Origin of the sequence: Emticicia sp. C21 (genome assembly GCF_003418935.1) — a bacterium.
In the GTDB taxonomy this organism is placed as follows: domain Bacteria; phylum Bacteroidota; class Bacteroidia; order Cytophagales; family Spirosomataceae; genus Emticicia.
In genome coordinates this window covers 1-25,083 of the sequence record NZ_QVMT01000012.1, presented here as the reverse complement: position 1 = coordinate 25,083, position 25,083 = coordinate 1, and the positions used below count along the sequence as shown (strand labels likewise).

General features: G+C 38.1%; 19 protein-coding genes and 1 pseudogene. 13 read left to right on the top strand and 7 right to left on the bottom strand.

All coding sequences use genetic code 11. The annotated features are described in order from the left end of the window. The first annotated feature begins 11 nt into the window (after positions 1 to 11). The 4 genes from D0T08_RS21930 (at position 12) to D0T08_RS21915 (ending at position 4,575) form a co-directional block, all read left to right on the top strand. On the top strand, positions 12 to 1,496 hold the full coding sequence (locus tag D0T08_RS21930; RefSeq protein WP_116984878.1) for an alpha-amylase: 1,485 nt from the start codon (positions 12 to 14) through the stop codon (positions 1,494 to 1,496). Between the two features lie 36 nt (positions 1,497 to 1,532). Then, positions 1,533 to 2,378: an SDR family oxidoreductase gene (locus tag D0T08_RS21925; protein WP_116984876.1), complete on the top strand. Its 846-nt coding sequence runs from the start codon at positions 1,533 to 1,535 to the stop codon at positions 2,376 to 2,378. A gap of 32 nt (positions 2,379 to 2,410) precedes the next feature. Beyond that, the gene (locus D0T08_RS21920) at positions 2,411 to 3,907 is read left to right on the top strand and encodes an MFS transporter (protein WP_116984875.1); all 1,497 of its coding nucleotides are present in this window, start codon (positions 2,411 to 2,413) and stop codon (positions 3,905 to 3,907) included. Between the two features lie 134 nt (positions 3,908 to 4,041). Continuing rightward, positions 4,042 to 4,575, top strand: coding sequence for a DUF421 domain-containing protein (locus D0T08_RS21915; RefSeq protein ID WP_116984874.1), 534 nt, complete (start codon positions 4,042 to 4,044; stop codon positions 4,573 to 4,575). On the opposite strand, the gene D0T08_RS21910 is transcribed toward D0T08_RS21915, so the two are convergent. Further along, positions 4,559 to 5,065, bottom strand: coding sequence for a CinA family protein (locus D0T08_RS21910; RefSeq protein WP_116984872.1), 507 nt, complete (start codon positions 5,063 to 5,065; stop codon positions 4,559 to 4,561). The genes D0T08_RS21915 and D0T08_RS21910 overlap by 17 nt on opposite strands. Positions 5,066 to 5,198: 133 nt before the next feature. Here D0T08_RS21910 and mog point away from each other — a divergent pair, with 133 nt between their 5' ends. Beyond that, entirely contained in the window at positions 5,199 to 5,723 is a 525-nt protein-coding gene (mog, locus tag D0T08_RS21905) for a molybdopterin adenylyltransferase (protein ID WP_116984871.1), read from the top strand. 52 nt (positions 5,724 to 5,775) lie between these two features. On the opposite strand, the gene D0T08_RS21900 is transcribed toward mog, so the two are convergent. Further along, complete coding sequence (locus tag D0T08_RS21900) at positions 5,776 to 6,357, bottom strand: hypothetical protein (protein WP_116984870.1); 582 nt, start codon at positions 6,355 to 6,357, stop codon at positions 5,776 to 5,778. 123 nt (positions 6,358 to 6,480) lie between these two features. Here D0T08_RS21900 and D0T08_RS21895 point away from each other — a divergent pair, with 123 nt between their 5' ends. Beyond that, on the top strand, positions 6,481 to 7,680 hold the full coding sequence (locus tag D0T08_RS21895; protein WP_116984869.1) for a carboxypeptidase-like regulatory domain-containing protein: 1,200 nt from the start codon (positions 6,481 to 6,483) through the stop codon (positions 7,678 to 7,680). Positions 7,681 to 8,075: 395 nt separating this feature from the next. Here the strand turns inward: D0T08_RS21895 and ychF are convergent, their stop codons facing one another. After that, the gene (ychF, locus tag D0T08_RS21890; protein WP_116984867.1) at positions 8,076 to 9,179 is read right to left on the bottom strand and encodes a redox-regulated ATPase YchF; all 1,104 of its coding nucleotides are present in this window, start codon (positions 9,177 to 9,179) and stop codon (positions 8,076 to 8,078) included. A 143-nt stretch (positions 9,180 to 9,322) separates the two neighbouring features. Here ychF and D0T08_RS21885 point away from each other — a divergent pair, with 143 nt between their 5' ends. Then, complete coding sequence (locus D0T08_RS21885) at positions 9,323 to 9,862, top strand: hypothetical protein (protein ID WP_116984866.1); 540 nt, start codon at positions 9,323 to 9,325, stop codon at positions 9,860 to 9,862. Positions 9,863 to 10,046: 184 nt separating this feature from the next. Here D0T08_RS21885 and D0T08_RS21880 read toward each other — a convergent pair whose 3' ends face one another. Then, complete coding sequence (locus tag D0T08_RS21880) at positions 10,047 to 10,397, bottom strand: DUF3276 family protein (RefSeq protein ID WP_116984864.1); 351 nt, start codon at positions 10,395 to 10,397, stop codon at positions 10,047 to 10,049. A gap of 230 nt (positions 10,398 to 10,627) precedes the next feature. Here D0T08_RS21880 and D0T08_RS21875 point away from each other — a divergent pair, with 230 nt between their 5' ends. The 6 genes from D0T08_RS21875 (at position 10,628) to D0T08_RS21850 (ending at position 18,117) form a co-directional block, all read left to right on the top strand. Beyond that, positions 10,628 to 11,269, top strand: coding sequence for a septal ring lytic transglycosylase RlpA family protein (locus D0T08_RS21875; protein WP_116984862.1), 642 nt, complete (start codon positions 10,628 to 10,630; stop codon positions 11,267 to 11,269). A gap of 16 nt (positions 11,270 to 11,285) precedes the next feature. Continuing rightward, positions 11,286 to 12,188, top strand: coding sequence for a DUF58 domain-containing protein (locus D0T08_RS21870; protein ID WP_116984860.1), 903 nt, complete (start codon positions 11,286 to 11,288; stop codon positions 12,186 to 12,188). 42 nt (positions 12,189 to 12,230) lie between these two features. Then, positions 12,231 to 14,135: a hypothetical protein gene (locus D0T08_RS21865; RefSeq protein WP_116984858.1), complete on the top strand. Its 1,905-nt coding sequence runs from the start codon at positions 12,231 to 12,233 to the stop codon at positions 14,133 to 14,135. Positions 14,136 to 14,259: 124 nt separating this feature from the next. Further along, on the top strand, positions 14,260 to 15,891 hold the full coding sequence (locus D0T08_RS21860; protein WP_116984857.1) for a sensor histidine kinase: 1,632 nt from the start codon (positions 14,260 to 14,262) through the stop codon (positions 15,889 to 15,891). Beyond that, positions 15,888 to 16,634 carry a LytTR family DNA-binding domain-containing protein gene (locus tag D0T08_RS21855; RefSeq protein ID WP_116984855.1) on the top strand — a complete coding sequence of 249 codons (747 nt, stop codon included), beginning with the start codon at positions 15,888 to 15,890 and terminating at the stop codon, positions 16,632 to 16,634. Before D0T08_RS21860 ends, D0T08_RS21855 begins: the two co-directional genes overlap by 4 nt. A 61-nt stretch (positions 16,635 to 16,695) precedes the next feature. Continuing rightward, positions 16,696 to 18,117 carry a DUF4932 domain-containing protein gene (locus D0T08_RS21850; RefSeq protein ID WP_116984853.1) on the top strand — a complete coding sequence of 474 codons (1,422 nt, stop codon included), beginning with the start codon at positions 16,696 to 16,698 and terminating at the stop codon, positions 18,115 to 18,117. Positions 18,118 to 18,198: 81 nt separating this feature from the next. Here D0T08_RS21850 and D0T08_RS21845 read toward each other — a convergent pair whose 3' ends face one another. The 3 genes and pseudogenes from D0T08_RS21845 to D0T08_RS21835 form a co-directional block, all read right to left on the bottom strand. Then, positions 18,199 to 20,202: a T9SS type A sorting domain-containing protein gene (locus D0T08_RS21845; protein WP_116984852.1), complete on the bottom strand. Its 2,004-nt coding sequence runs from the start codon at positions 20,200 to 20,202 to the stop codon at positions 18,199 to 18,201. 513 nt (positions 20,203 to 20,715) lie between these two features. Continuing rightward, the gene (locus D0T08_RS21840) at positions 20,716 to 23,442 is read right to left on the bottom strand and encodes a DUF11 domain-containing protein (protein ID WP_116984850.1); all 2,727 of its coding nucleotides are present in this window, start codon (positions 23,440 to 23,442) and stop codon (positions 20,716 to 20,718) included. 50 nt (positions 23,443 to 23,492) lie between these two features. Further along, positions 23,493 to 25,083, bottom strand: a pseudogene (locus D0T08_RS21835) (hypothetical protein); the annotation flags it as partial.

Genomic DNA, 25,083 nt, shown 5'->3' with positions numbered 1-25,083 from the left:
ATAAAAGAATTATGAATGAGGTAATGTTTCAATTTTTCGAATGGTACTATCCGGCTGATGGCACGCTTTGGAAAAAGGTAAGCCAAGAGGCAGAACAATTAAAAAAATTAGGTATCACAGCCGTTTGGTTGCCACCAGCCTATAAAGGTTCAAGCGGTGGATTTTCACAAGGATATGATGTATACGACCTCTACGATTTAGGAGAATTTGACCAGAAAGGAACTATAAGAACCAAGTATGGCACCAAAGAAGAATACATGTCAGCAATTCATGCACTTCATCAACAAAACGTCAGTGTTTATGTTGACATTGTTTTGAATCATATGGGAGGTGCTGATGAAACTGAGAAAGTGATGGTGAGAAAGGTAGATCCTGAAAACCGCAACAATTTCATCAGCACCTCCTTTGAGATTGAAGCCAATACGAAGTTTAGTTTTCCAAATCGTAAAAAGGAATATTCTGAGTTTGTATGGGACTACAATTGCTTTTCAGGAGTTGATTGCGCTGCCAATGTTCAGGAACCCGAGAAATGTATTTATAATATCATCAACGATTACGGCGATGATTGGGAAGAGGTGGTTGGCGATGAAAAAGGGAATTATGATTACCTGATGTTTTCGGACATAGAGTTCAGAAATCCGTCTGTGCGGGAAGAACTAAAGCGTTGGGGAAAATGGTATCATGAAACCGTTGGTTTTGACGGAGTGAGGTTAGATGCCTTAAAGCATATTTCACCTGCTTTCTATAATGAATGGCTTGATTATATGCGCACCCATGTCAAGCATGATTTATTCGTAGTTGGAGAATATTGGGCACCTGACAATGTACAGGTATTGGAAGAGTATATTAGAGCTACAGAATCTCGTGTCCATCTATTCGATGTTCCTCTTCATTATAATTTTCATAATGCTTCTAAAGCAGGAAAAGAATATGACTTGAGGGGTATTTTTAACAATTCGTTATTAAGCATAAGGCCAGATTTAGCCATTACGTTTGTTGAAAATCATGACACACAACCCTTTCAGAGTTTAGAATCTACGGTAGATGCCTGGTTTAAACCTTTGGCTTATGCCTTAATACTACTCCGAAAAGATGGGTATCCATGCGTTTTTTACTGCGATTTATATGGTACCTGTTATTCTGAAAAAAGACATGATGGTCTGGAGGAGAAGATAGTTTTACCTAAGATTTCAGCACTTGAAAAACTGCTTTCAGCCCGCAAAGAATATGCCTGGGGAGAGCAGTATGATTATTTTGATAGCCCCAATTGTATAGGTTGGGTAAGAACAGGAGATGATAAACACAAAGGGTGTGCAGTATTACTATCAAATGGAAAAAAAAACAAGAAAGCTATGCAAGTAGGTGCTCAATATGCAGGTAAATATTTCATAGATGAACTTGGAAAAGATACGAGAGAAGTACGGATTAATAAAAATGGTATCGGAAATTTTCACGTAAGTGCAGGTTCAGTTTCCATTTGGGTTCCTAAAGATTGATTAGTAACAGATATAAATACTAAAAATTCATATAACATGAAATCTTCAAAAAAAGCAATTGATAACGCCGAATCGGCTGAAAGTGGCATGGAACAAAAGCCAATTTTTGAAAGAGCTTATGACCGACAAGATAAAAAACTTGCGAATAAAGTAGCGATAGTTACAGGTGGTGATAGCGGCATTGGAAGGGCTATTTGTGTAGCTTTTGCCCGTGAGGGTGCCAATGTGGCGATTGTTTACAGAAAAGAAAGTTCTGATGCCAAAGAAACCAAGAAGCTTGTAGAAGCAAAAGGTACGAAAGCTATTATTGTAAGTGCTGATATAAGTGTTGAAAGCAATTGCAAGAAAATAATTGATACAGTAATAAAGACCTGGGGAAAGATTGATATTCTGGTAAATAATGCAGCTGTACAGTATCCTCAAACCGAAATAGAGAATATAAAGGAGAAGCAAATTCTGCAGACTTTCAGAACCAATATATTCTCGCAGATATTTCTGGTTCAGGCTGCTTTACCGCATCTGAAAGAAGGAAGTTCTATTATTAATACAACGTCGGTTACAGCCTATAAAGGGAATCCGTTCCTTCTGGATTACTCGGCTACCAAAGGAGCTATCGTTTCTTTTACCCGTTCATTATCCGGAATATTAAATGGCAGAAAAATTCGGGTTAATGCAGTAGCCCCCGGCCCAATCTGGACACCACTGATTACGACTACTTTTCCCGATGAATCATTAGATACCTTTGGAAAAGATACACCTATGCAACGAGCAGGTCAACCAGCCGAAGTAGCACCTGCCTATGTATTTCTTGCATCAGAAGATGCCAGTTATATTACCGGACAAGTAATCCATGTGAATGGTGGAGAGATTGTCAATGGCTAAGTTATATTTTTTAGTAAACTAATATCCACAACATGAATCTGCAACCAAAAGAAATATTGACCGAAAAGGAAGTGGAGTGCGGAATGAAACTCGGCATAAGAGAGGGTTTGGCTACAGAAACCATGAACGTAATGACAACCGGGGCTTTCTTAACTGCTCTAAGTTTATTATTAGGTGCTTCAAACCTACAAATAGGGTTAATAGCGTCTTTACCGGCTTTTTCTAATATTTCTCAGTTATTAACTATCTGGTTAGTAAAACGCTATAACAACCGGCGTGCTATTAGTGTGTTTTTTTCTGTGCTGGCTCGTGTGCCTATAGTAATCATAGGTATCATTGCCTTATTCTTTCCGAATGGTATTTCGGTTCAATTTATTATACTCTTCCTATTTTTCAACTTCTTTTTTGCCTCTATGGCAGGTTTAAGCTGGAATGCCTGGATGAAAGACTTGATACCGGAGAAAATAATGGGTACTTATTTTTCGAAACGAAGTGGCTATATACAAACCCTCAATGTGTGCATGAGTCTGATTATAGCCCTGGGTATCGACTATATGAAACATCATTATCCTAAATTAGAATTAGATGCTTACGGAAGCATGTTTATCCTGGGTGGGATCAGCGGTTTATTAGGGGTCTTTCTACTCTCACGCATACCTGAACCCAAATCTTTTTTAGGCAACGAGAATGTTTTTAAGCTTTTTATTATGCCATTAAAAGACAATAACTTTTTAAGGCTCTTGGTATTCAACTCATTCTGGGTGTTTTCATTAAATATTGCCATACCGTTTTTCACGGTATTTTTAATGAAACACATGAATTACTCACTTTCTTATATTATTACTCTGACAATCACTAGCCAGCTATGTAGTATTGCTACCATTCGTAGCTGGGGGATTTTTGCGGACCGATATAGTAATAAAACTATTCTTTCTATTTGCGCTCCCATCTATATTATCTGTATTGCAGCCTGGTCTTTTGTAGGGATTTATACAAATTTCATTTCGAATTTTGCCTTGTTAATAGTCATCTATGCTTTAATGGGGGCAGCCACGGCAGGTATCAACCTTTCGCTAACGAATATCGGTTTGAAACTTGCCCCACGAAAAGAGGCCATTGCTTACCTGTCTGTTAAAAACACCATCACAGCTATTTTCTCTTTTTTAGGCCCACTAATCGGTGGGTTTCTGGCTGACTATTTTGCTAACAGACACCTGAATATTCGTATTGAATGGATAACTCCAAATATGGACAAAGTTTTCCGATTGTTGTCACTGAATCAATGGAACTTCTTATTTATCATAGGCGCAATATTAGCGCTGATTTCACTTGAATTTTTGGTGAGGGTGAAAGAAGTTGGTGAAATAGAGAAGAACCTAGTGGTGAAAATCATGCGAAGCAGTATTAGGAATAACCTGAAAGATTATTTTGTATTAGGCAATATGTTGAACTGGCATAATCACCTGATGGCTATTATCAAAAGAAAGAAGCATCAAACTTTGCCAGACGAAATCCCCAAGGAAGCTTAAGCTAATGAAAGATTGTCAGGAAACTGTTTGAGTTAAAAAACATTAACTCAAACAGTTTCCTGATTTATAGGTTAATACAGAATTCTGGAACGGAAATTTTAATGGTAGAAATCGGATTTAACACCAATACTTAAATGGAAACGCTGCAAGAAATTTTCAGTCATGAAGTAGAATTGACGGCTCTTCAGATGGCTTGCCGGGCAATTGCAATCTTTTTTATCGCCTTTGTCTTGATCAGGATAGCCGGTCGGCGCTCCTTTGGTCTTCGTACACCTATTGATAATATTATAGTTATTCTCTTAGGCGCCATTCTCAGTCGTGCAGTAGTGGGTGCTTCTCCTTTTATTCCTATCATATTTGCCAGCTTCATTCTCTGTGTATTGCATAGAGTTTTTGGATGGTTATTTACGCGTTATAATAATTTTGCAAGAATAGTTGAGGGCGAGAAAATTATCCTCTATGAAAATGGTCAATTTATTGACCAAAGTATGAGAAGAGGCCTTGTACGCGAAGAGGACATTATGCAAGCTGTAAGAAAAGCTACCTTTTCAGATAGCATAGATGGAATAGATAAAATATATCTTGAACATAATGGCGAAATAAGCATTATCAAAAAGATAAACGTTAAAACAGATACCCCTAAAACCAGAGTTATTCATGAGAATTAACCAGTTCATGAATACATCTGGCTAAATCTGATAAGGTTTCATTCACGTAAAATAATTGCACTTCTACTGAATCCCCTTGTTTGACTGATACTCTTTTAGTGCTCAATATCGTGCTGTTATGTGCAATAGCATAATAAGCATAGAGTTTATTATCAGATTCAGGTACAGGTGCGGCATAGCCTGTAATGCCCATCCCCCACTGGCTATGAAATAAATCGCACACATGCAGAGCCATCTCTTGTGCTATTTTCTCTGAAACACAATTACAAGCCAATGCCTCCACAGGTTCAACGCGGAGGTGACGGAATTTTTGACCGACATTATAAGCAGTAACACCACCCTGATAAAATTTAGAAGCCTCCTCGGCTGTAGAAAATGCTGCCTGAATAAAACCAGAGGTAACACTCTCGGCTACTGCTATGGTTTCCTGATGTTCTAATAAATAACTACGTATGGCTTCAATCGCCTTTTTATCGAATAATTCTTTCATGAATGTATGATAGCTTGATTTCAAGTTGTTTAAATAGAAAAATGAAAAATAATAGACCACCTATTTAGGTGAGGAATTAATTACACTATCTTTAAAGCAGTTTTTATAATGCTAATTCAGACCAACATTCTTTATGATAAAAATTGGGGTTATCAATGTTTCAGACCGGGCGAGTGCAGGTATTTATGAAGATATTCCAGGAAAAGCTGTTGTAGAAACTTTGAAAGAATATCTGATTTCTGAATTTGAGACTGTCTATAGGGTAATACCTGACGAACAGAATTTAATTTCACAAACCTTAATTGAAATGGCAGACGAACACAATTGTTGTTTGATTGTAACAACAGGAGGGACAGGTCCTGCCTTGCGAGATGTAACACCAGAAGCAACAGAGGCCGTTTGCCAGAAAATGATGCCCGGTTTTGGAGAACTGATGCGTATAGAAAGCCTTAAATATGTACCAACGGCTATTCTATCCCGGCAAACAGCAGGTATCCGCAATCATTCTCTAATCATCAATCTTCCCGGGAAACCCAAAGCCATTCGCCAATGTCTTGACGCTGTTTTTCCAGCTGTTCCCTATTGTATTGATTTAATAGAGGGTCCCTATTTAGTTTGTAATCAGGAGGTGATGAAAGAATTCAGACCTAAGAGCTAAAAAAGTCTCAACCGATTCAGGATTGAGACTTTTATCTTATAAACTTATTGTATTAAAGTTTGGTATCAGCTTTCAGGTAAGTTTTGTTACCATTTGAATTGATATAGTACTGGCCACCACGAGGACCTTCATAGATTGTACGTCCTTTTTCGTCTTTCCCGATTTGCTTGTCAGCACCGGCTACTTTTTTACGTGTAGTTCCGTCGGCTTCTTTGCCGTCGTCTTTTGTATTAGGTTTTGGTGCAGGCTTAACGGTATTGTCTTTATCTGTTGCTTTTTTCTCTTTCTTTTCAGCAATTTCCTTCTTCTCTGTTTTTTCTTTTTTATCTGCTTTTTCCTTCTTCTCTGCCTTGTCAGCTACTTTATCAGCTTTTTCTTTCTTTTCAGGTTTTTCCTTTTTTTCTGGCTTCTCTTTCTTTTCAGTTGTTTCCTTTTTCTCGGTTTTTTCTTTCTTTTCAGGCTTTTCTTTTTTCTCTGGTTTCTCTTTCTTTTCAGCTACTTCTTTTTTTTCTGGTTTTTCTTTTTTCTCCGCTTTTTCTTTTGCCTTACCTTTGCTCTTAACTTCCTGAGCAGTTAAATCAAGTATCGAAAGACTTAACAAACTCATAAATAATAGGACGAATAATTTTTTCATTGCTTTAGAGTGTTTTGGTTTAAACTGGTATCAAATGTATGCAAACTATAAAAAAAAATGCAAGCCTTTTAAGTAAAATTTAATATTCGTCGTTACTATAATTAAATTCCTTAATTGAAATCTATGAGAATTAACTCCTTTTTAATTTTATTCTTATTTCCCACCATAGTCTTTTCACAAGGTTACGTCTCAATATCAGGAAAAATCATTGATAAAGCGACCCAACAAGCGCTTCCTAACGCTTATCTCAGTATCCCAAGTAAAGGTTTTTCAAGCCAGACGAATGCCGTTGGTGAGTTTAAATTCTTTTTTCCAAAAATTGACCTTGACTCCGTGCTGATTGTTTCTGCCATTGGCTATAAGAGCCTTAGCAAAAAAGCATTGGCCTATGATTCTACTAGTGTCATTGAGCTAGAAAAAGCTGAAACCCTGGCTTCAGTACAAGGTGGAGATCCAAAAACTTTATTAAAAGAGGCGTTTAATCTAGTTAAAAAAAATAACCCCTCTTATCCTACTTACCAGATTGGTTTTTACTTAGAAACACTTGAAATGGCTAAACTGGGGTTTGTAAAAATCACAGAGGGCATTCTTCGGGTAGAGCGTCCGCACACAGCTAAAGAGATTGGTATTGAAAAAGCCAAATTGCTGAAAGGCCGGAAATATGACTGGACAGGACAAACAGCCAAACTTGATGGTTGGGGCTTTATGAATGGAGCAGCTATTGTTACCCGTTCGTTAGAGGGAGGTATCCCTGAATATCTGGATAAAGGAAGTATCAATGATTATGACTTTAAAATTGATTCATTAATGACCTACTTTAATGATAGCCTCGTGTATTCGATGAGTTTCTGGCCAGTCAATAAACGCGTGAAGGCAGCACGTAACGGTAAGGTGTATATAGATGTAAATAATCAGGCCATTGTGAGAATTGAATATGAAATGACGCCCGAAGGTGTGAAAGATGTGATAGGCAGAAGTTTTGTAGACAATACCAAGAAGGTGGGTAAAGTAGTAAAAGGCTATACGCAGTTTTTACCACTAAATGGCAAATGGCACTTGCAGGATAGTAAGCTGACGTTTGTGGCTGATTTTGAAGATAAACTCGAAAAGAAATTTACAACAGAAGCCACTATGACTGTACAGTTTATGGCCAACGAAAGTATGCGAATGGGAAGAAGTGCCATAAAATTTGATGATGAGCTACTGACCACTAATAATTTCCCGAAGGGAGGTAAATATGAAGAGAAATTCTGGTCGCAAAGTAATTACCTCATTCCAACGCCAGCTATGCTAGAAATGATGGATAAGATGGTGAAAAAATAGCCTTCGACTCTACTTAGGCATATATATAAAGCAAAAGCGCTATAAGGAGTACCTTATAGCGCTTTTGCTTTATATAAGTAAGGGCACAAAATTAATTGAGAATATTAGTACAAAAATAACAACTAAAAATTGTATCCTTAAAACATCATTTCCTGTCTGAGTACGATTAAAAAACTTGAAGAGAACTATCCCTTAAGAAAAGATTTTTCAGTTTTTTAATTGTATGAGTTTAAATGATGCCTGCTTTTTTGTTTACTTTTTTTCAGGTAAAAAAAGTAAAAGCCTTCCAAATAAAAAATAATGAGAAAACTATGAATAAGCAGGTTTATAAAATTAACTGATAGTGAATTGGTTTGAAATTTTAATGTCAAATAATATTTTCTTGGTACTTATTATTATACATTAAACCTAAAATGCATGACGTCTCCATCGGCTACTACATATTCTTTACCCTCAATACGTAAACGACCAACTTCACGGCAAGCAGCTTCAGAACCGTATTTTACATAATCATTATAGCTAATAACCTCTGCTTTGATGAAACCTTTCTCGAAATCAGTATGAATCACCCCTGCGGCTTGTGGAGCTTTCCAACCCTCCTGAATTGTCCAGGCTCTTACTTCCTGAACACCAGCAGTAAAATACGTGCGAAGCGTTAATAATTTATAAGCTGCTCTGATTAAACGATTCAATCCTGCTTCTTTCATTCCATACTCTTCAAAAAACATAGCCTTATCATCCGGGTCTTCCATTTCAGTAATCTGTGCTTCGATAGAGTTATTAAGAATAATCATCTGTGCACCCTCTGCATCAGCTACTTTTTGTAAAATATCCGAAAACTTGTTACCCGTGTGCATAGAAGCTTCATCAACATTAGCCACATATAGCACAGGTTTGATAGATAGTAAGAACAAGTCTGCTACAGCATACAATTCTTCTTTTGCCAAGTCTAATTCACGCACATTTTTACCTTGCAATAGCCACTCCTGGCAACGTTTCAGGATGTCAAATTCAGCCTTTGCTTTGGCATCACCTCCTACTCTGGCTTGTTTTTCAATCTTCTGAATCTTCTTCTCAACACTCTCTAAATCTTTCAACTGTAATTCAGTATCGATGATTTCTTTATCACCTATCGGGTTAATCGCTCCCTCATCACGAAGAATGTTCTCATCTTCAAAACATCTGATTACATGGATAATCGCATCTACTTCTCTGATATTTCCTAAGAATTTATTTCCCAGACCCTCACCACGGCTGGCTCCTCTTACCAATCCGGCAATGTCTACGATTTCAATCTGAGTAGGTACAATTTTATTAGGTTTTACCAATTCGGCCAATTTATCTAATCTTTCGTCTGGCACATCCACCAGGCCTACGTTTGGGTCAATAGTACAGAAACGATAATTGCTTGCCTGAGCTTTGGCACTATTTGATACGGCATTAAAGAGCGTTGATTTTCCAACGTTGGGAAGTCCCACAATTCCGGCTTGTAAAGGCATATAATCTGATAAATTATTCTAAATAAAAATTTCCGCAAAATTACGCTAAAAGCAGGAGAAAGGCAAAAGTAAATGATAATGCTAGTGGTAATATGCGACAAATTTGTTCGTTTTATAAGCAGACTGTGACACAATGCTACTTTATGAAAAAACTATCTTTACTCACAATTTCTATTTTCTTGTTGCTATATTTTAATGCTTACTCCCAAACTTTTAAGTCTTTTCAAACCAGATATAATTTTGGTGTTAGCCTTGAATTTCTGGGTACAAGTCCATTAGGAAGCGCCAATATTGAATTTATGGCATTGAAACGACCAAAGAGTTTTGTTAATATACAGGCAGGAATAGGTCTCATTTCATATGCCAATGATACCTGGTCTTTCCCACAAGTAGTTACCTACAATTATTGGTTGAATCAGCGGAATAATACGAGAAGAAAAGATTGTAATCCGGAAAAGAAAGAGAGGAGAGCAGAATATTTTCTTGAGGCAGGAATAGGTAGTTTAATAGTACCAGAGCTACTACATGGCGAGCAAAGGCATTTTCTTATTGCTGTTACAGGACTGCGGACTCATTTCCCACTCAGTCGTAAGTCGGTGCTTTTCGCTAAATTGCGATTTATTCCTTATACTAAATACATTTACCAGCAAGAGTTCGGTATGGCATTAGGGGTAAGCCTATAATAGCAAAGCCTTTGAGAATTTCCCAAAGGCTGAATGTCTTTAACTCCCCTACGCACACTACAATTATCAATCATAAAGGGTAGTAACAGATTCCAGGCGTAAAGAAGACCAAGCAGAATCAGCAGCAAAAATCGATAATTGATAAGATGGTAAGAACTACCAGGAAAGGATTACCTTTTAAAGGTTACTCCCATTTTAAATCAGAACTACCACCCGACGCGTAATCATCGGTTTCTTCGTTCGAAACAGAAACTTGTTCGTTTTTGTACTGGTCAAAGTCGAATTCTGGCATAAGCTCGGTTTTAATGTGATCAATTGTTTCTTGTAGAGCTTCAAGGAATTTGTTAAAATCCTCTTTGTAAACAAACATCTTGCTCTTTTCGAATACAAATCCTCCATCTTTCTGAAAACGACGGCTCTCGGTGATAGTTAGGTAGTAATCATTTGAACGGGTACTTCTTACGTCGAAAAAATAAGTACGCTTACCCGCTCTGACACGTTTAGAGTAAATTTTGTCTCTGTCTTCTCTTTCCACAATCCTTTTAAGTTTTAGAGGTTTAGAATGATTTTCAAATATAGGTTTTTATTGCTGTATGCAAAATATTTTATTAGGATTTTCAAACAAAAATAATGTTATTTTCATTTCAAATAAGAAATTTCCCACATAAATATTTTAATTATGTTTTATATACAAAATTTTTGATTGTTTTTGCTCTTGCCGAAATTTTTGTATCTATGCAGTTCGAAATCAAATTTTAACCGGGAATGACACTTAAAACAGTATCTTTTTTATGTTTACTCATTCTATTTAAACCTACTCTAGCATCCAGTCAATCATCATTTATCGGAGTCGAACTGTTTGGAAAAGCATCTTATTACGAAAACAAGTTTTATGGTAGAAAAACGGCCAGTGGAGAAATTCTGAAGAAAAATGTGCTCACTTGTGCACACCCGACTTTGCCTTTTGGTACAATGATTGAAGTAACTAACCTGACAAACAATAAATGGTGTATTGTGCGGGTTAATGATAGAGGTCCTTTCGCTAAAGGACGACTACTTGACTTATCTCATGTGGCAGCCAAACAATTGGATATGTTTCGTCATGGCATAGCGAAAGTAAAAGTGACTGTAGTAGGTGAGAATGATACGATTTATATTGAACGGCCAGACTCTATGATTAAGAGTGCCTCTGATTTAATAGTAGATGAACCTGAAGAGGAAGAAGTACAGGTGCCCTTAAAGCCTAAGCCCAAAACAATCAGAACGAAAGCTTCTAAGTCTTTAAAAAAGAAGAGGGCAAGCCGACGAAAAAAAGGCACATCAATTGCCAGGAGTAAATCAAAGAAAACATTGGCCAAAAAAGGGACTAAGTCCAAGACATCTAAAAAGCCATCAACAGCAAAATAGACATAGAGTTGAATATATGTTAGATTTAGTAAAAATTCGAGAATACGGTAACATTGAATTTCTTGCCAAACAACTAGTAGAGGGGTTTATCACAGGTTTGCATAAGTCTCCTTTTCATGGTTTTTCGGTAGAATTTGCTGAACATCGCTTATATAATACGGGCGAAAGCACGCGCTATATTGACTGGAAAGTATTTGGCAAAACTGACCGATTGTACGTAAAGCGCTACGAAGAAGAAACCAACCTTCGTTGCCATTTACTGATAGATACGTCGTCGTCTATGTATTATCCCGAAAAATCTAATGGCAAAATGACTTTCAGTATCATGGCGGCAGGTGCATTGGCTTACACTCTACAAAGACAACGTGATGCGGTAAGTCTGACTACATTCTCTGAAGGTATAGAAATTCAAACTCCTATTAAATCGACTCCATCTCATATACATAAGATATTCGTGGATTTAGAGTCGCTCTTACAAAGACCAAAATCTAATAAAAAGACCTCAGTAGTAGAGACCCTGCACGAAATTGCGGAGAAAATTCATAAGCGCTCGCTTGTCGTGATTTTTAGCGATATGTTTGATGATATTACTAATACTGAACGTCTATTTTCAGCTATGCAGCACTTGCGGCATAACTTGCATGAGGTTTTATTGTTTCATGTAACAGATAAAAACACCGAAGAAGAATTTAATTTTGACGAACGTCCTTACGAGTTCATAGATTTGGAAACAGGTGAAAAGGTAAAAGTGCAACCCTCACAAGTGAAAACGCATTATCAGACGGCAATCAAAGAATTTTATCATGACTTGCGTTTGAAGTGTGGTCAATATAAAATTGATTTTGTTGAAGCTGATATTTCACAGGGGTTCGACCAGATTCTTACAGCATTTTTAGTTAAAAGAGGAAAAATGAAATAATTTTTTCATCTTTCATATCCATACCATAAACTTTTACATTCTATGAATACAGGCAGACGTTTCTTTCTGGGTACTTCTGTGGCGGGTTTTATGTTCCTGCTTTACAGACGCTTATTTGGAGGCGAACCTGTTAAGTCTTCCCTCAGTGATACTCAATTAACAGATGTCTCTGTTCCTCTTGCCCCCAAAGAAGTTATTCAGAATGGCTCATTCACCTCGTTTGAAGTAAATCAGTTGCCTGCTCTAGTAAGTGGCATGAATGATATGCCTGCAAAGAACACTTTAGATTTTGAGGTTTTCCCGAATATAAATGGGAGACCTACGCAAAAATTCAGTAGCCGTTTTCTATGGGGGAATGGCGTAGAGTTTTTAAATCATAGTGGTGATAACTCTCCTATTGCCTTAACGAAAGGTCTGGCTACCGGTTTTGATAATTGTTTTTTGAATACTCTGAAAGGTGTACCCGGCGAACATCGCTACAAATGGACGCTTTTTAATGATTTTATGTTCTGGCAAAAAAGCCATAGTGAACTAGAGAAACAAGGCGCTGAAAACTATGTAGCCATGCAATATCAATCTTTAGATGCTACTGGCAAAAGAGTGCCTTTTGCCTATACCATGCTTGATATTGAAGCGGGAGTAACCGATTATTCTAAAATCAGCTCTTTTTTGAAAGGCTATTATACAGCCGCAAAAAAAGATAACCCCAAACATGTAGTGATTCTCTATAGCTATGCCCCCAACAAAGGTTTTACCTATTGGCAAAGTGGTTACTATTATGATGGTGACAATGTATCTTTAGACGAAAAGTTCTTCCCTTATAGCAAGCATGCTTATAATGAGAGTAAAGCTAAGGTCAGCAGTGGCATCATCAATAATTATTTTCGTGGAAAAGATTTGATGTATAATATTCTAGTGAGTTACCCGAAAGTTAATTTGCCTATTACCACACCTATGTATAAGAAAGATGCCCGTGGGCGTTTTATGGTAGATAAGTCAGGCAACAGGGTATTAAGAGACGATACTTTTCAGGAAAATCAGAGAGGAGAACGTATCAATTTTTCAGCAGCGGGTGAAAGAAAAGATATATCTCAATCAGAGGGACACAATTATGGGGAATACCGTCTGAAATCTGAATTATATCATGGCATCAATCAGTTTGGGGGTTATTACTCTGAAATTTTCTTCCGTTTACAGATGCTTGCCAAGGATTGCGGATTGAAAGATGATTTTCAGAATATACATGCTATTAATAATCCATATCAGACTTGTGGAATTCTACGGCATGATTTAGAATCCAACCCTTTCACCAATCTTTACCGCCCTATCGACCGGGTAACTTCCGAATGGCATGCGGCATTGGTTTATACCCTATTAAATAATCTGCTCATCTGGACGAATGTAACCGGAGGGAATGTTGGGTTGACTCTTAGAGGCGCTTGGCTCAATGGAAATTTCATCCCCGATTTACATGTATCCACTCAGGAAGGAACTCCATTTGGACAAGATTATTTTGGTGATGGTGCCGGACAACCCAAAAGAGAAGGGCATCTGGGTAATTACCGTCAATGGGCCGCCAAGATGTACCAGATGCAAGCTGAAAACAGAGTATATGGCTTATGGCAGAAAACTGATAAAATACTGGCATTTGCCCACCCGGAACAAATTATTAATGGGCAGTTCCCAGCTGTCGGGCGTCTACAGGGAAATATCTTAAAACTCAGTGCAGTTGAATCAAAGCTTGAAATCGGAGAAAGTTTTGAGATAAAAATTCGTAATAAAAAGAATGATGCTGTTTTTACGAAAACGCTATCTGCTAAAACAGTTTTAAATGAGGTTATTGTACTACCTGCAGATCAATACAATGCGCAGGATATTTATCTAGAATATACCAATCCGGTAAAAGGTGGTTTGCAAAAAGTAAATGGACGTGGTGAAAAAGTCTGAATTTTATAAAAATCTGGCATTCTAAACTAATTTCCAGCCACATTCACAGTTATCACTACCAAATTCACAGTTGGCAAAAGTCTCTAAAGAAAATGCTATACCTTTGAAACATAACATTAACGCTATGAACAGGGTACGCTTATTTTTCTTTTTACTTATTCTTATTCCGACCTCGATTTATGCTCAAATTAACTGGGGTGATTATTCCCAGAGTTTTCAGAGTGGAGCATTGGACAAGCCTGAAACTATAGCGCTAATTTTAGCCATTCCCAAAGACAATAATTCGTTTTGGACAATTCAAGGAAACAGTGCTCATTTTGATGAATTTACAAAGCATAATTCTTTCAAAGATTTGCGTCTTGGTAATATTATTGCCCGCACAACTTTTGATACGGCCAAAGCTCAATTCTTCTTGCATGGTGTAAATATCAAGAATGCCCAAGCTTACCAGTTTCGTGTGATAGAATACCCGAGCCAAAAGGTAATTGCTCCCTGGCAATCCATTATTCAGTTTACAGATGCCCGTGTAGTCAAAGATTCCGGTTTACCCCAGATGGCCTACTTAGGGGGTTATAAAGCTCCTTTAGGAAGTATGCTGGTTGTGGATGTTCGGAAAAAAGGAAGTCGACCCATTATTGCAACCAACTTAGTAGCCTGGGAATCAATTAGTCCCAAGGTATCAAAGGTTTATACTTCTGATAATTTAGACATTTTCCTGCAAAAGTTGCAGTATCCGTGGGCTAAGACAAGGACCGACAATACTAAACACTTGCTTGACAAGCTTAAACTACCAGCTACTAATACCAATTTGGTCTTTGTATTAAACGCCGAAATTTACTCCAAAAGTCAGGTACAATATCAGTTGTTACGCAATGATAAGATAATAAGACCCTGGCAAGACAACGAATTTGATAATAGTTTTATCTGGTTGAGAGATTTTTCGCCCGGGCGATATCAAATTCATATTCGTTACATGGCCCAACCACAACATATAACCAAATATAGTTTTGAGGTAGAGCCTAACTGGTATCAAACCCTCTGGTTCAAGTTTGTACTTATAGGAATTGGTATTATTATCGTTGCGCTCATTGTATTTATGTTTTTATTGTTTCGCCAACGAAACAAAACCAAACTGGAAACAGAAAAGAAACAAAAATTATACTTCGAGCTTCAAGCGGTTTATGCACAACTTAATCCTCATTTTGTGTTTAATGCGCTCAGTTCAATTCAAGGACTCATCAACCAACAAGATATAAAAGGAGCAAATGAGTATCTATCTGATTTTGCACGGTTAATGAGGGAATCGTTGGCTAATGGAAATAAAGATGAAAATCCACTCTGGCAGGAGTTGCAAATGATGGAAACGTACCTGAAACTAGAACAACTCCGGTTTGGCTTTAGCTATACTATACAAGTAGATGAACAATTAGATGTTTACAGTAATAATCTTCCTCCCTTATTATGGCAACCTTTATTGGAAAATGCAGTGAAGCATGGTGTGGCTCCATTACAACAGACAGGTCAAATCAGCATTAGAATAGAGAAGCGCAATGATAGCATTGTCATCAGCATTGCTGATAATGGCAAGGGGTTAACTGGCTCAGAAACAACTCACGGCTTTGGCTTGAAACTGACACGCAATCGAATCCAACTATTAAATGACTTGAAGCCTGAACAACCCATTTCTTTAAATCTCACTAACGGTTTAACTACAGGAACGGAAGTAACAATAACCTTTATCCATTGGCTATTATGAAAGCGGTTTTAATTGATGATGAGTTGAATAATCTGAACAATTTAAGGGCTTTATTGGAAACCTATTGCCCTCAAATTGAAGTATGTTCCATAGCGCAGTCGGCAGAACAGGGAAAAGCGGCCTTATATATGCATCAACCCGATTTACTTTTTCTTGATATTCAGATGCCAGATCAGGATGGATTCTCATTGCTAAGCAGTTTAACCAAATATGACTTTGAAGTAATTTTTGTAACAGCCTATGACCAATATGCTATTCAAGCTATGCGATTTTCGGCGATTGATTACCTGCTCAAACCGGTAAACATCATCGAATTACAAGCTGCGGTGGCCAGAGCACAAAAACAGCGGCAATTGAAAGTTGAGAATAAACAAGTGGCACATCTGATGCAATGGATTGAAGCACAATCAAGAAAAGAAGAACTTCAGATTGCCCTCTCAACAACACAGGAAACCCGCCTTGTGAAGACCAATGAGATTATTCGTTGCGAGTCCTCAAACAATTATACTACGTTCTTTTTAAACGATAAAACAAATCTATTGGTTAGTAAGCCCATTTATGAATATGATGAGTTATTGAGTGATTATGGCTTTTTGCGTTGCCATCAATCACATCTGGTCAACCAATCATTTATCAGAAGCTGGCAAAAAGAATATGGCGATTTCTTATTACTCATAGATGGTACCCAGGTGCCTATTTCGAGAGGTAAAAGAGAGGTCGTCAAAAAAGCCCTACGCCTTTAACAAATGCTGTTGTTCTAGCAGCAGAAATCTCCTTTAACATACATTTAAACATTATACTCTGATGAAAAAATTATCAGTCCTCTTTTTTATGCTCTTTTTGAATGTTTTTTGCCTAAAAGGGCAAGCTGATTCACCCATCAGATTATCTGAAACTTATGAATTGGCCAATATTATTCTGGCGCTGACTGAATATGGCAAAACGGATCAATGGGAAGTATCGCAACAATCGGCATACTATACCGAAGTAAGAGCTTACTTTGCTCAATTCAGTAATCATCCCTTACTAACAAAAGTGAACTATTCCAGACAAAAATGGGAAAGCTATCTCAGTTTCCGAACTGACTCCTATGCTTTTTCATTTAATGATGCGAATCATCTCATTAGAAAGTTTCCAATGGTAACCAATGAAGGATTTAATCCTTTTGAGGAAAATCTGTCATTAATTGAAGATTTTGCCAAAATATCAGAATTCAGGAAGTTTTACCAGGCTCATCTGTCCTATTATCAGAATTTAGCGAAAGCCTATCTGGTTTCTCAACATTACCCTGAAATGCGCCAGTTTTTAGAAAAAGAGTTAGGTAAACAAGTTATTACTGGTTCTTATACTATTGTTATGTCGCCTCTGGTAGGTAGAATGAATTGCCATCGAAAAGTTAATGGAATTGATACAGACTTTATCACTTTACCTGGTTTTCTGTTAACTGGCAAAACCGTGAAGGAAGCGAGTCAGGAAGAAATTGCCTCGGGTACTCATATGTTATTTACAGAATTAGATCATGCCTTTGTTAATCCGCTTACCTACAAGCATCGTTTATTAGTAAGAGCCAATTTCGACAATAAATTATGGGATGCAGGAAGTGGCTATGAGACAGATAGCCTGGCAACATTTAACGAGTACATGACCTGGGGACTATATGATATTTTTGTAGAACAATATTTCCCTTCAGTAGCTAACAAAGTAAGTACTGACTGGACACTCCAAAACGAAACCCGTGGATTTTATGCAAGCGCATTATTTACAAAAGAATTGACTACTCTTTATCATAATCGCAAGTCCGGACAAACCATTAAGGATATTTATCCGACATTTATCAGACAACTTGGCTTACTAAAAACTTCCTTAAGTAAGCCTCTCATTCAAGCATGCAATCTTGATAATCAAACGATTTCTGATACTACTGCCACTTTTGTCATTGAGTTCTCAGAACCCATGAATCAACTTCTATCATTTGAGGTAATACGAGTAGTGGAAGAAAATGGCAAAACAAAGTCAGAAAAATTAATAGTCACTGCTGAGGGGAATAATGTGGTATGGTCAGATAAGGGTAAAGTCGTTAGTTTCCAATTAAGGCTGATAAAAAATGTAGCCAATCATTTGATATTTAACTATCCATGGAAAACTTTAACTCCTCTTAGTAGTGTTCAAGGGATTGATTTGCCTCCCTATTCAAAAATTAAAACAACCGTAAAAAGCGATAGGTAATTTTTAAACATGCTCTATTGTAAACGGAGGAAAAGTCGATTCAATCTGATTCAAACAATAAACACAATTGTCAAAAGTCTTTTAGTTGTGTATAACAATAAACTTATTACTTACAAGCCTTTTATTATTAATCACTATCTGGTAAACATACGTACCAGCTGTCCAGTCGGCAGTAGGTATTGTTATTTTTGTATCAGAATTTTCTATGGTATAAGTACCGATAATTGTTCCGGACAAATTAAAAACCACTAATTTAGCTGACGGAATATTATCCGGTAAACTATAATCAAAATTTACGTCTTTATCAGCAGGATTTGGATACAAAGCAGAAACTGTCACTTTACTGAAGTCATCGTCTGCTTTCATTGTGGCGCTTTCACACTTACATACCTTAGTCGAAAACATTTCTTCATCAGTATCGTGCACCTCTGTCATTGTCAACTCTCTCTTTTCGCTCACTACTTTGGTCTTTTTATCTCGGGCGGCTACATAATAAGTTCCTCCTCTTTTAGGTGTAAATTCCAGCCCTGTTGAGATAGGTCTTTCGGCTTTTTCATCATCATACCAGAGCACTTCGGTATTTTTAGCTGCATTTGTTACACTAAAGGCAGGCATTGCAGAGCCAGGCGAGAATGTCTCATTCTGATTCAATACCAGAGGAATCTGCACGGCGGGTAATTCGCAGTTAGGTGCGTTAATTATCTTACTAGTACTGCATTGACCCGTAATATCTGTTGCTATCAAAGAAACATTCGGCATAAAAGCCGGTATATTCTCAATGGTATAAAAGCCATTATTATGTGCTACTACATACCCGGCACTAGATTGCAACGGTAATTTATTCAGGCGTTTCAGATAATCGTAAGCGGTAGGCATTCCGATATTGGTAACTCCTGCATAGATTTGTTGCACGAGTGCCCAATCGTCGCCCTCTAATTTTACTCTGATACTGTAACTATCCACTTTCTTGTTGCAATAGATAGAATCGACCACGATTTTAGGGCCGGTACAGCCTTGCACAAGAATAGGGCAACAACTGGTAATATTGCAGGTACCCGAGGCTTTTGAAAAAGTATACTCCCCTCCTTTGGCAATACTCAGGGAACTATCTTTATTAATAATAGCAATATTGGGCGAAGTATCTTTTGTAATTTCTTCATAAAGCCCTGAGGCCGTATTTTTATAATACCACTTTACGCCTTTATATCTTTTCAAGGTAACCCGATAGGTTTCGTCCTTCTTCAATTCTACTGGTACACTCACACAACTCACACCATAATCACTTTCATCGGCATTAGCTACTGGATTTTTCAAATCCTTTTCTACCCCATTCTGCCGCCAAATATAGGATGTGCAGTAAGATAAACCCGGTTGGGTTACTTTCGCTTTGATAATTAACTTGATGGTTTCGCCACCATTCACATTTCCTACCCCCCACGAACCACCGGCTGATTCAAATATACCCTTATCGGCGTAGAAATAAACAACTTTCAAACTATTACTCAATATATTCTGTACAGCTACATTCGTGGCTGTTTTATTCCCTTTGTTAACAATAAGTGTGGTGAAAGTTACCACCTCATCCAGTTGAGGCGTATGTATATCAACTGCCTGAATCAGTTCTAATTTGCTGTAGTCGGTCAGGTTAGCAAAGTTTACGTGTTCTAAAACAATTGTCTGGTCGGCGTAGCAGGTTTCTGAATTATAAACCCGTATGGTATAAGCTTTTATTGTGGCTGGATTTGGTACGTTCTTGATTTCTATTTCTCGCTTCCCCGAAATCAGTATTGATTTAGTATAGTCTATTCCTGCGGCACCGTTTTCTGAAATAGTATATCTGGTTGCATTATCTATATTAGAAATTATAATTCTGGCATCATTACTATTGGCTTGTGTGACATCAATACTACGAACCGAGAATGTAGGGGGATAACACTTATCAGGCAAGGCCACTTTTCGGAAACCAGTTAACAATTCATTGGAATCTCCTTTATTGAAACCTAACAGTATAAATGCCAATATAATAAATCCCGCCCTGAAAAGACCGGAAAACTTACTCCTTGACAAACTTAAAAAGTTTTTCATCGTAATCTCAATAGCTAAAAATCACTCGATAGCAACGTCAGTAAAGTATATTGAAATTTTTAAAATCTTACAAAGCACTCAAAATAAAAAGGACATGCGTAGCTTTAAATTTTTACAATAAGCCAGGCCATTGTAAATTCTGGTATGGGCGGGAACATCAGATGATGTATAACAAAAACTTAATATGCCTCCATAAATTAAGTTTTTATTTGCAAGAAAAAGAAATTTCAGAAGAATTGTTTTCTTTTATTGATTCCCTTTTTCTCCATTTAGGTTCAATTCATCGCTAGTGTCCAATTTACATATATTTAATATTTTTATGCTATTTTTTCGACCAATAGGCTGAAACAGCCTTTTTTTGGCGTACTCCAACGGCATTAAAATATCGAAAGCGTAATATATATCACACAAACTTATTGCCTTTATATGGCTAGTCTGTTGATATAACCAGCTAAATCCTGTAAGACTTATGCCTTACAGGATTCAACCAATTATTTATTTTAAGCTATGTTACTATTTTGTTTTTGTAACAGTTGCCGGTTCGCAATAACCGCCAGGACAATCACATTTTTTCTGAGTAATGGTAGCTATACGGTCAATTGTACAGTCGAAAGAGTTCTTGATTCTTACTGTATAAGCTTGATCAGCTCCAGTTGGATTAGGCAAGTTGCTTGCAAACACACCACCTGTTAAAGTTGATCCTTCTACAAAAGCGGTTGCCGTTTGGTCATTATAAGTACTACCTATAATATAAGAAACCTTATCAGTGTTACGATATCTAGTCAGAACTAACTGTGCGTTGTCTTGTGAAACAGAACCCACACAAAGAGCATTTACTGCAATTACAGTTGCAACAGGTTTAGGATTAACCGTTACAGGTATTGTTGCCCATCCCGACTCGCAACCCGTTCCAGATACTTTTTGTGAAACGTAGAACATAGTTAATCCTGCTACACTGGTATTAACCGATGGTGGCGTATTTGATGGTGTGCCACTAGTATACCATTCAAGGGTAGTCCCGTTATCTTTAGCTTTAATCTGCAAGGCAAGGTCCTTAGGTGCATCACCCTCGCAATAAGTAATTCCTTCGATAGTAGGTGCCCCAGGCGTAGTATTTATGTTTACAACTGCAGGAGCACGATTTGATTCGCAACCAGTGCGATCATCCTTTTGAGAGGCATAGAAAGTTAACGTTGTGACAACATCCGTACTCGGAGTCGGACTTGCTAAACTAGCCGTCCCACCTGTTGCATTCTGACCATACCAATAAATTGTGTGTTGTGCATCGGCTATCGCCACCAATGAATCTGCTTTTGCAAACTGGCAATAAGTTACAGGATTGGCTTTTGGCGCATCAGGTTTAGCATTAATAGTTAATACTAAAGTATCCCGATGAGATATACAGCCGTTAGCATCTGTCTGGCTTACGTAATATCTTGAAATACCTGCAGTGGCCACAGGAGGTGTCGGTGCTACAGGCGATCCAGAGCCTCCCGATGCTACTGTATACCACAATAATGTATTACCCGGATTAGCCGGATCTTTCGCAGCACTTAATTCAACCGGTGTGTCTCCGGCACAGACTTCTATGTCTGTTGCCTTTGGTGCTGGTGGTAATTCATTAACTACTACAGCTACTGATGCTGTTGCAGAACAAGCACCTACATTGCTTACCGTTACTGAATAAGTTCCTGCAAAATCAGTTGTTGCATTTAATCTGTCAGGATTAGCTACAGAAGCGACGAAATTTTGTGGCCCTGTCCAGCTATAAGTATCTCCAGTAACTGTTCCTACAATATTCAAACTAATGGTATCTTCAGCACAAACCGGCTTTACAGGAGCAATTGATATAACCGGAATGTCTCTGATAGTGAGTGTAATGGTTGTTTCGGCCGCGCAATTTTTATGGTCTTGCTCATAGGCCTTTAACTTATAATTATACACACCAACTGCAGTAGGTTTAGCAGTGAATGTCAAAGATGTCTGACCGTTAATAGCTAAGGTATCAGCGTTATTGGCTCCGTTATTATTATACCATTGGTAAATGAAAGGGCTGTTTGGAGCAGTTTCTGTATTCTGAGCAATTACATCGATGAAAGTAGCATCTAAACAGATACTTTGGTTGGTAAGGGCAACCAATACAGGTGGTTTACCAGGTTCAACTTTAACTGGGCAACAATCTCCACTTAAACAAGCACCCTGACCGACTAACTTGGTATAAGAATATACACCTACGCCAAGTATAACTAAAGAACTGTCTGTAGTATTCCTCTTGACAGTTGTAATAGAGCTGTTTCCTTGTGGGTCAAATATAATTTCAACACCATCCTTAAACCATTTTACTCCTTTATAATTCGGTAATGTGACGGTATATGCATCGTTTGAACAATAATCGAATGGTGTAGAAATACAGATACTACCCTGATCGTCTTCACCTGCATAGTCGGTGGTAGGGCTTGAGTCTACATCCTGTTCGATTTCAGCCGACAAGTTAGCTGTTACATATTTCACACCTCTTGTACTTACTGTACCGGTTAATTTTAATGTAACAGGCTGACCACCAGCCGGAAGATTTCCGATTGTCCAGGTTGTACCGCTATAAGTTCCTGTAGCTGTCGTACCAGTTACTGCGGTAAAACCTGGTGGAATACCTATTGTGTATACCACTCCGGTAGCGGTTGCAGTCCCTGTATTCGAAACCGCGACTGTAACGGTAACTGTTCCGTTAAGCGCTACATATTCGTCTCCATCACGCGTTACAGCCACTGAAATATCAGGTTGTTTTGGAGTTTCATTGAAGTTTACATACTCCAATTTAAAGGTTTTGTCGGTATAACAGCTTCCATCTGCTGAATAAACGCGGATGGTATAATCCGTACCTGCCTGATTGGTTGGAGTAGGCAGGGTTTCAGAAATATAACTGTTTGTTAAATCTGAAATCTTGGTTGCAGCCGCAAAGTTAGGCCCGGTATAGGTAGTCCCTACCGAGTAACCAACCTTGTTATTGCCAGATAACGCTCCTGAAATACGGATTTTAGCGTCATTAGCAGTTGAACTTGTTGCGTCAACGCCTACCAGTGTAAAAATTATCTGATCAGGACCAGTACAAGGTACAGGCGTCTGGGCAAAGACGTTTTGGTTTATAAATAATAGGAGGACACCTATAATCGACAGCAATACCCATGGACGGGTGCGTCTAAAACCAGATTGTAAAATAATCTTGGGTACTTTGTTTTCCATTTGACAAACTGTTAAAATTTGGATATGTAAAGCTTAATTAAATTGAGTACTTATTTTGTTTTGGTTACTGTGGCAGGTGGACAATAATTTTGCGGACACCCTTCACATTGTTTGGTTAATAAAACAGTTCTATCGATGGTACAACCATCAACATTTTTTACTCTAACAGTGTAAGCTTGGCTACTTTCTGTTGGGTTTGGTAGATTAGAAGCTGGTACTAATCCCCCCGACGGTATGGTTACAAAAGCTGAGGCTATGGCACTATTATATGATGCTCCGATATTATAAGAATACTGGTCATCATTTCTATATCTATTTAGCAAAAGTTTGGCATTATTCTGTGGATTATCCACAATACAAGTAGAGTTTACAGGAATAAGCTCAGCATTTGGGGCAGAGTTGATTCTTGCTAAACCCGCTGTACGGGAAGGGCTTGAACAATTATTTGTGGAGCACGAAGCAAAGTAAAATGTACTTTGCGTTAACGGATTTGTAGCAAAAGTTATGCCAGTTCCTACCAGATTTCCACCTGTTTGGGCATCAAACCACTCAATTGTACCTCCTACGCAACCATTAGCAGTAAGTGTGACCGAACCTACACCACAACGGCTTGCTCCCGTAACGGTTGGAGGTGTAGGTAAGTCATAAATTACTACATTAATGGTTGCCGTAGCACTACAACCGAGTGCGTTTGTTACCGTAATAGTATAGATACCGTTAGCCGCTGATGTTACATTAGTAATACTTGGGTTTTGAATAGTTGAAGTAAATAAATTCGGTCCTGACCACGAATAATTAATACTTCCAGATGCTGTTAGATTTAAAGTCTGCCCCTTGCAAACAGGGCTATCTGAACCTGCACTTGCCACTAAAGCTGCTGGCTGAGTGATGGTTACGGTTGCTGTTGCTGTACAACCTTTAGCATCTGTAACTGTTACTGTATAAGTTCCTGCGCTTCGGTTAGAAGTTGTTGCTGCTGTGCCACCACCTGGTGACCATTGATAAGTGTATGGTGATGTACCACCATTTGGAGTTACTGTTGCACTACCATTGTTTCCTCCATTACAATTGACATCAACCTTTGTGATGCTCGCTGTTAAGACATTTGGTTGAGTGATAGTTACCGTGGCTGTTGCTGTACATCCTTTAGCATCGGTAACTGTGACTGTATAAGTTCCTGCACTTCGGCTAGAAGTGGTTGCAGAAGTGCCTCCACCTGATGACCATTGATAAGTGTATGGTGATGTTCCGCCAACTGGGGTTACTGTTGCACTACCATTGTTTCCTCCATTACAATTGACATCAACCTTTGTGATGCTCGCTGTTAAGACATTTGGTTGAGTGATGGTTACGGTTGCTGTGGCTGTACAACCTTTGGCATCTGTAACTGTTACTGTATAAGTTCCTGCGCTTCGGTTAGAAGTGGTTGCTGCTGTGCCACCACCTGATGACCATTGGTATGTATAAGGCGATGTCCCACCACTTGGAGTTACTGTTGCACTACCATTGTTCCCACCGTTACAGCTTACATCAACTTTAGTGATACTTGTTGTTAGTACATTTGGTTGGGTAATAGTTACTGTGGCCGTTGCTGTACATCCTTTGGCATCAGTAACTGTGACTGTATAAGTTCCTGCACTT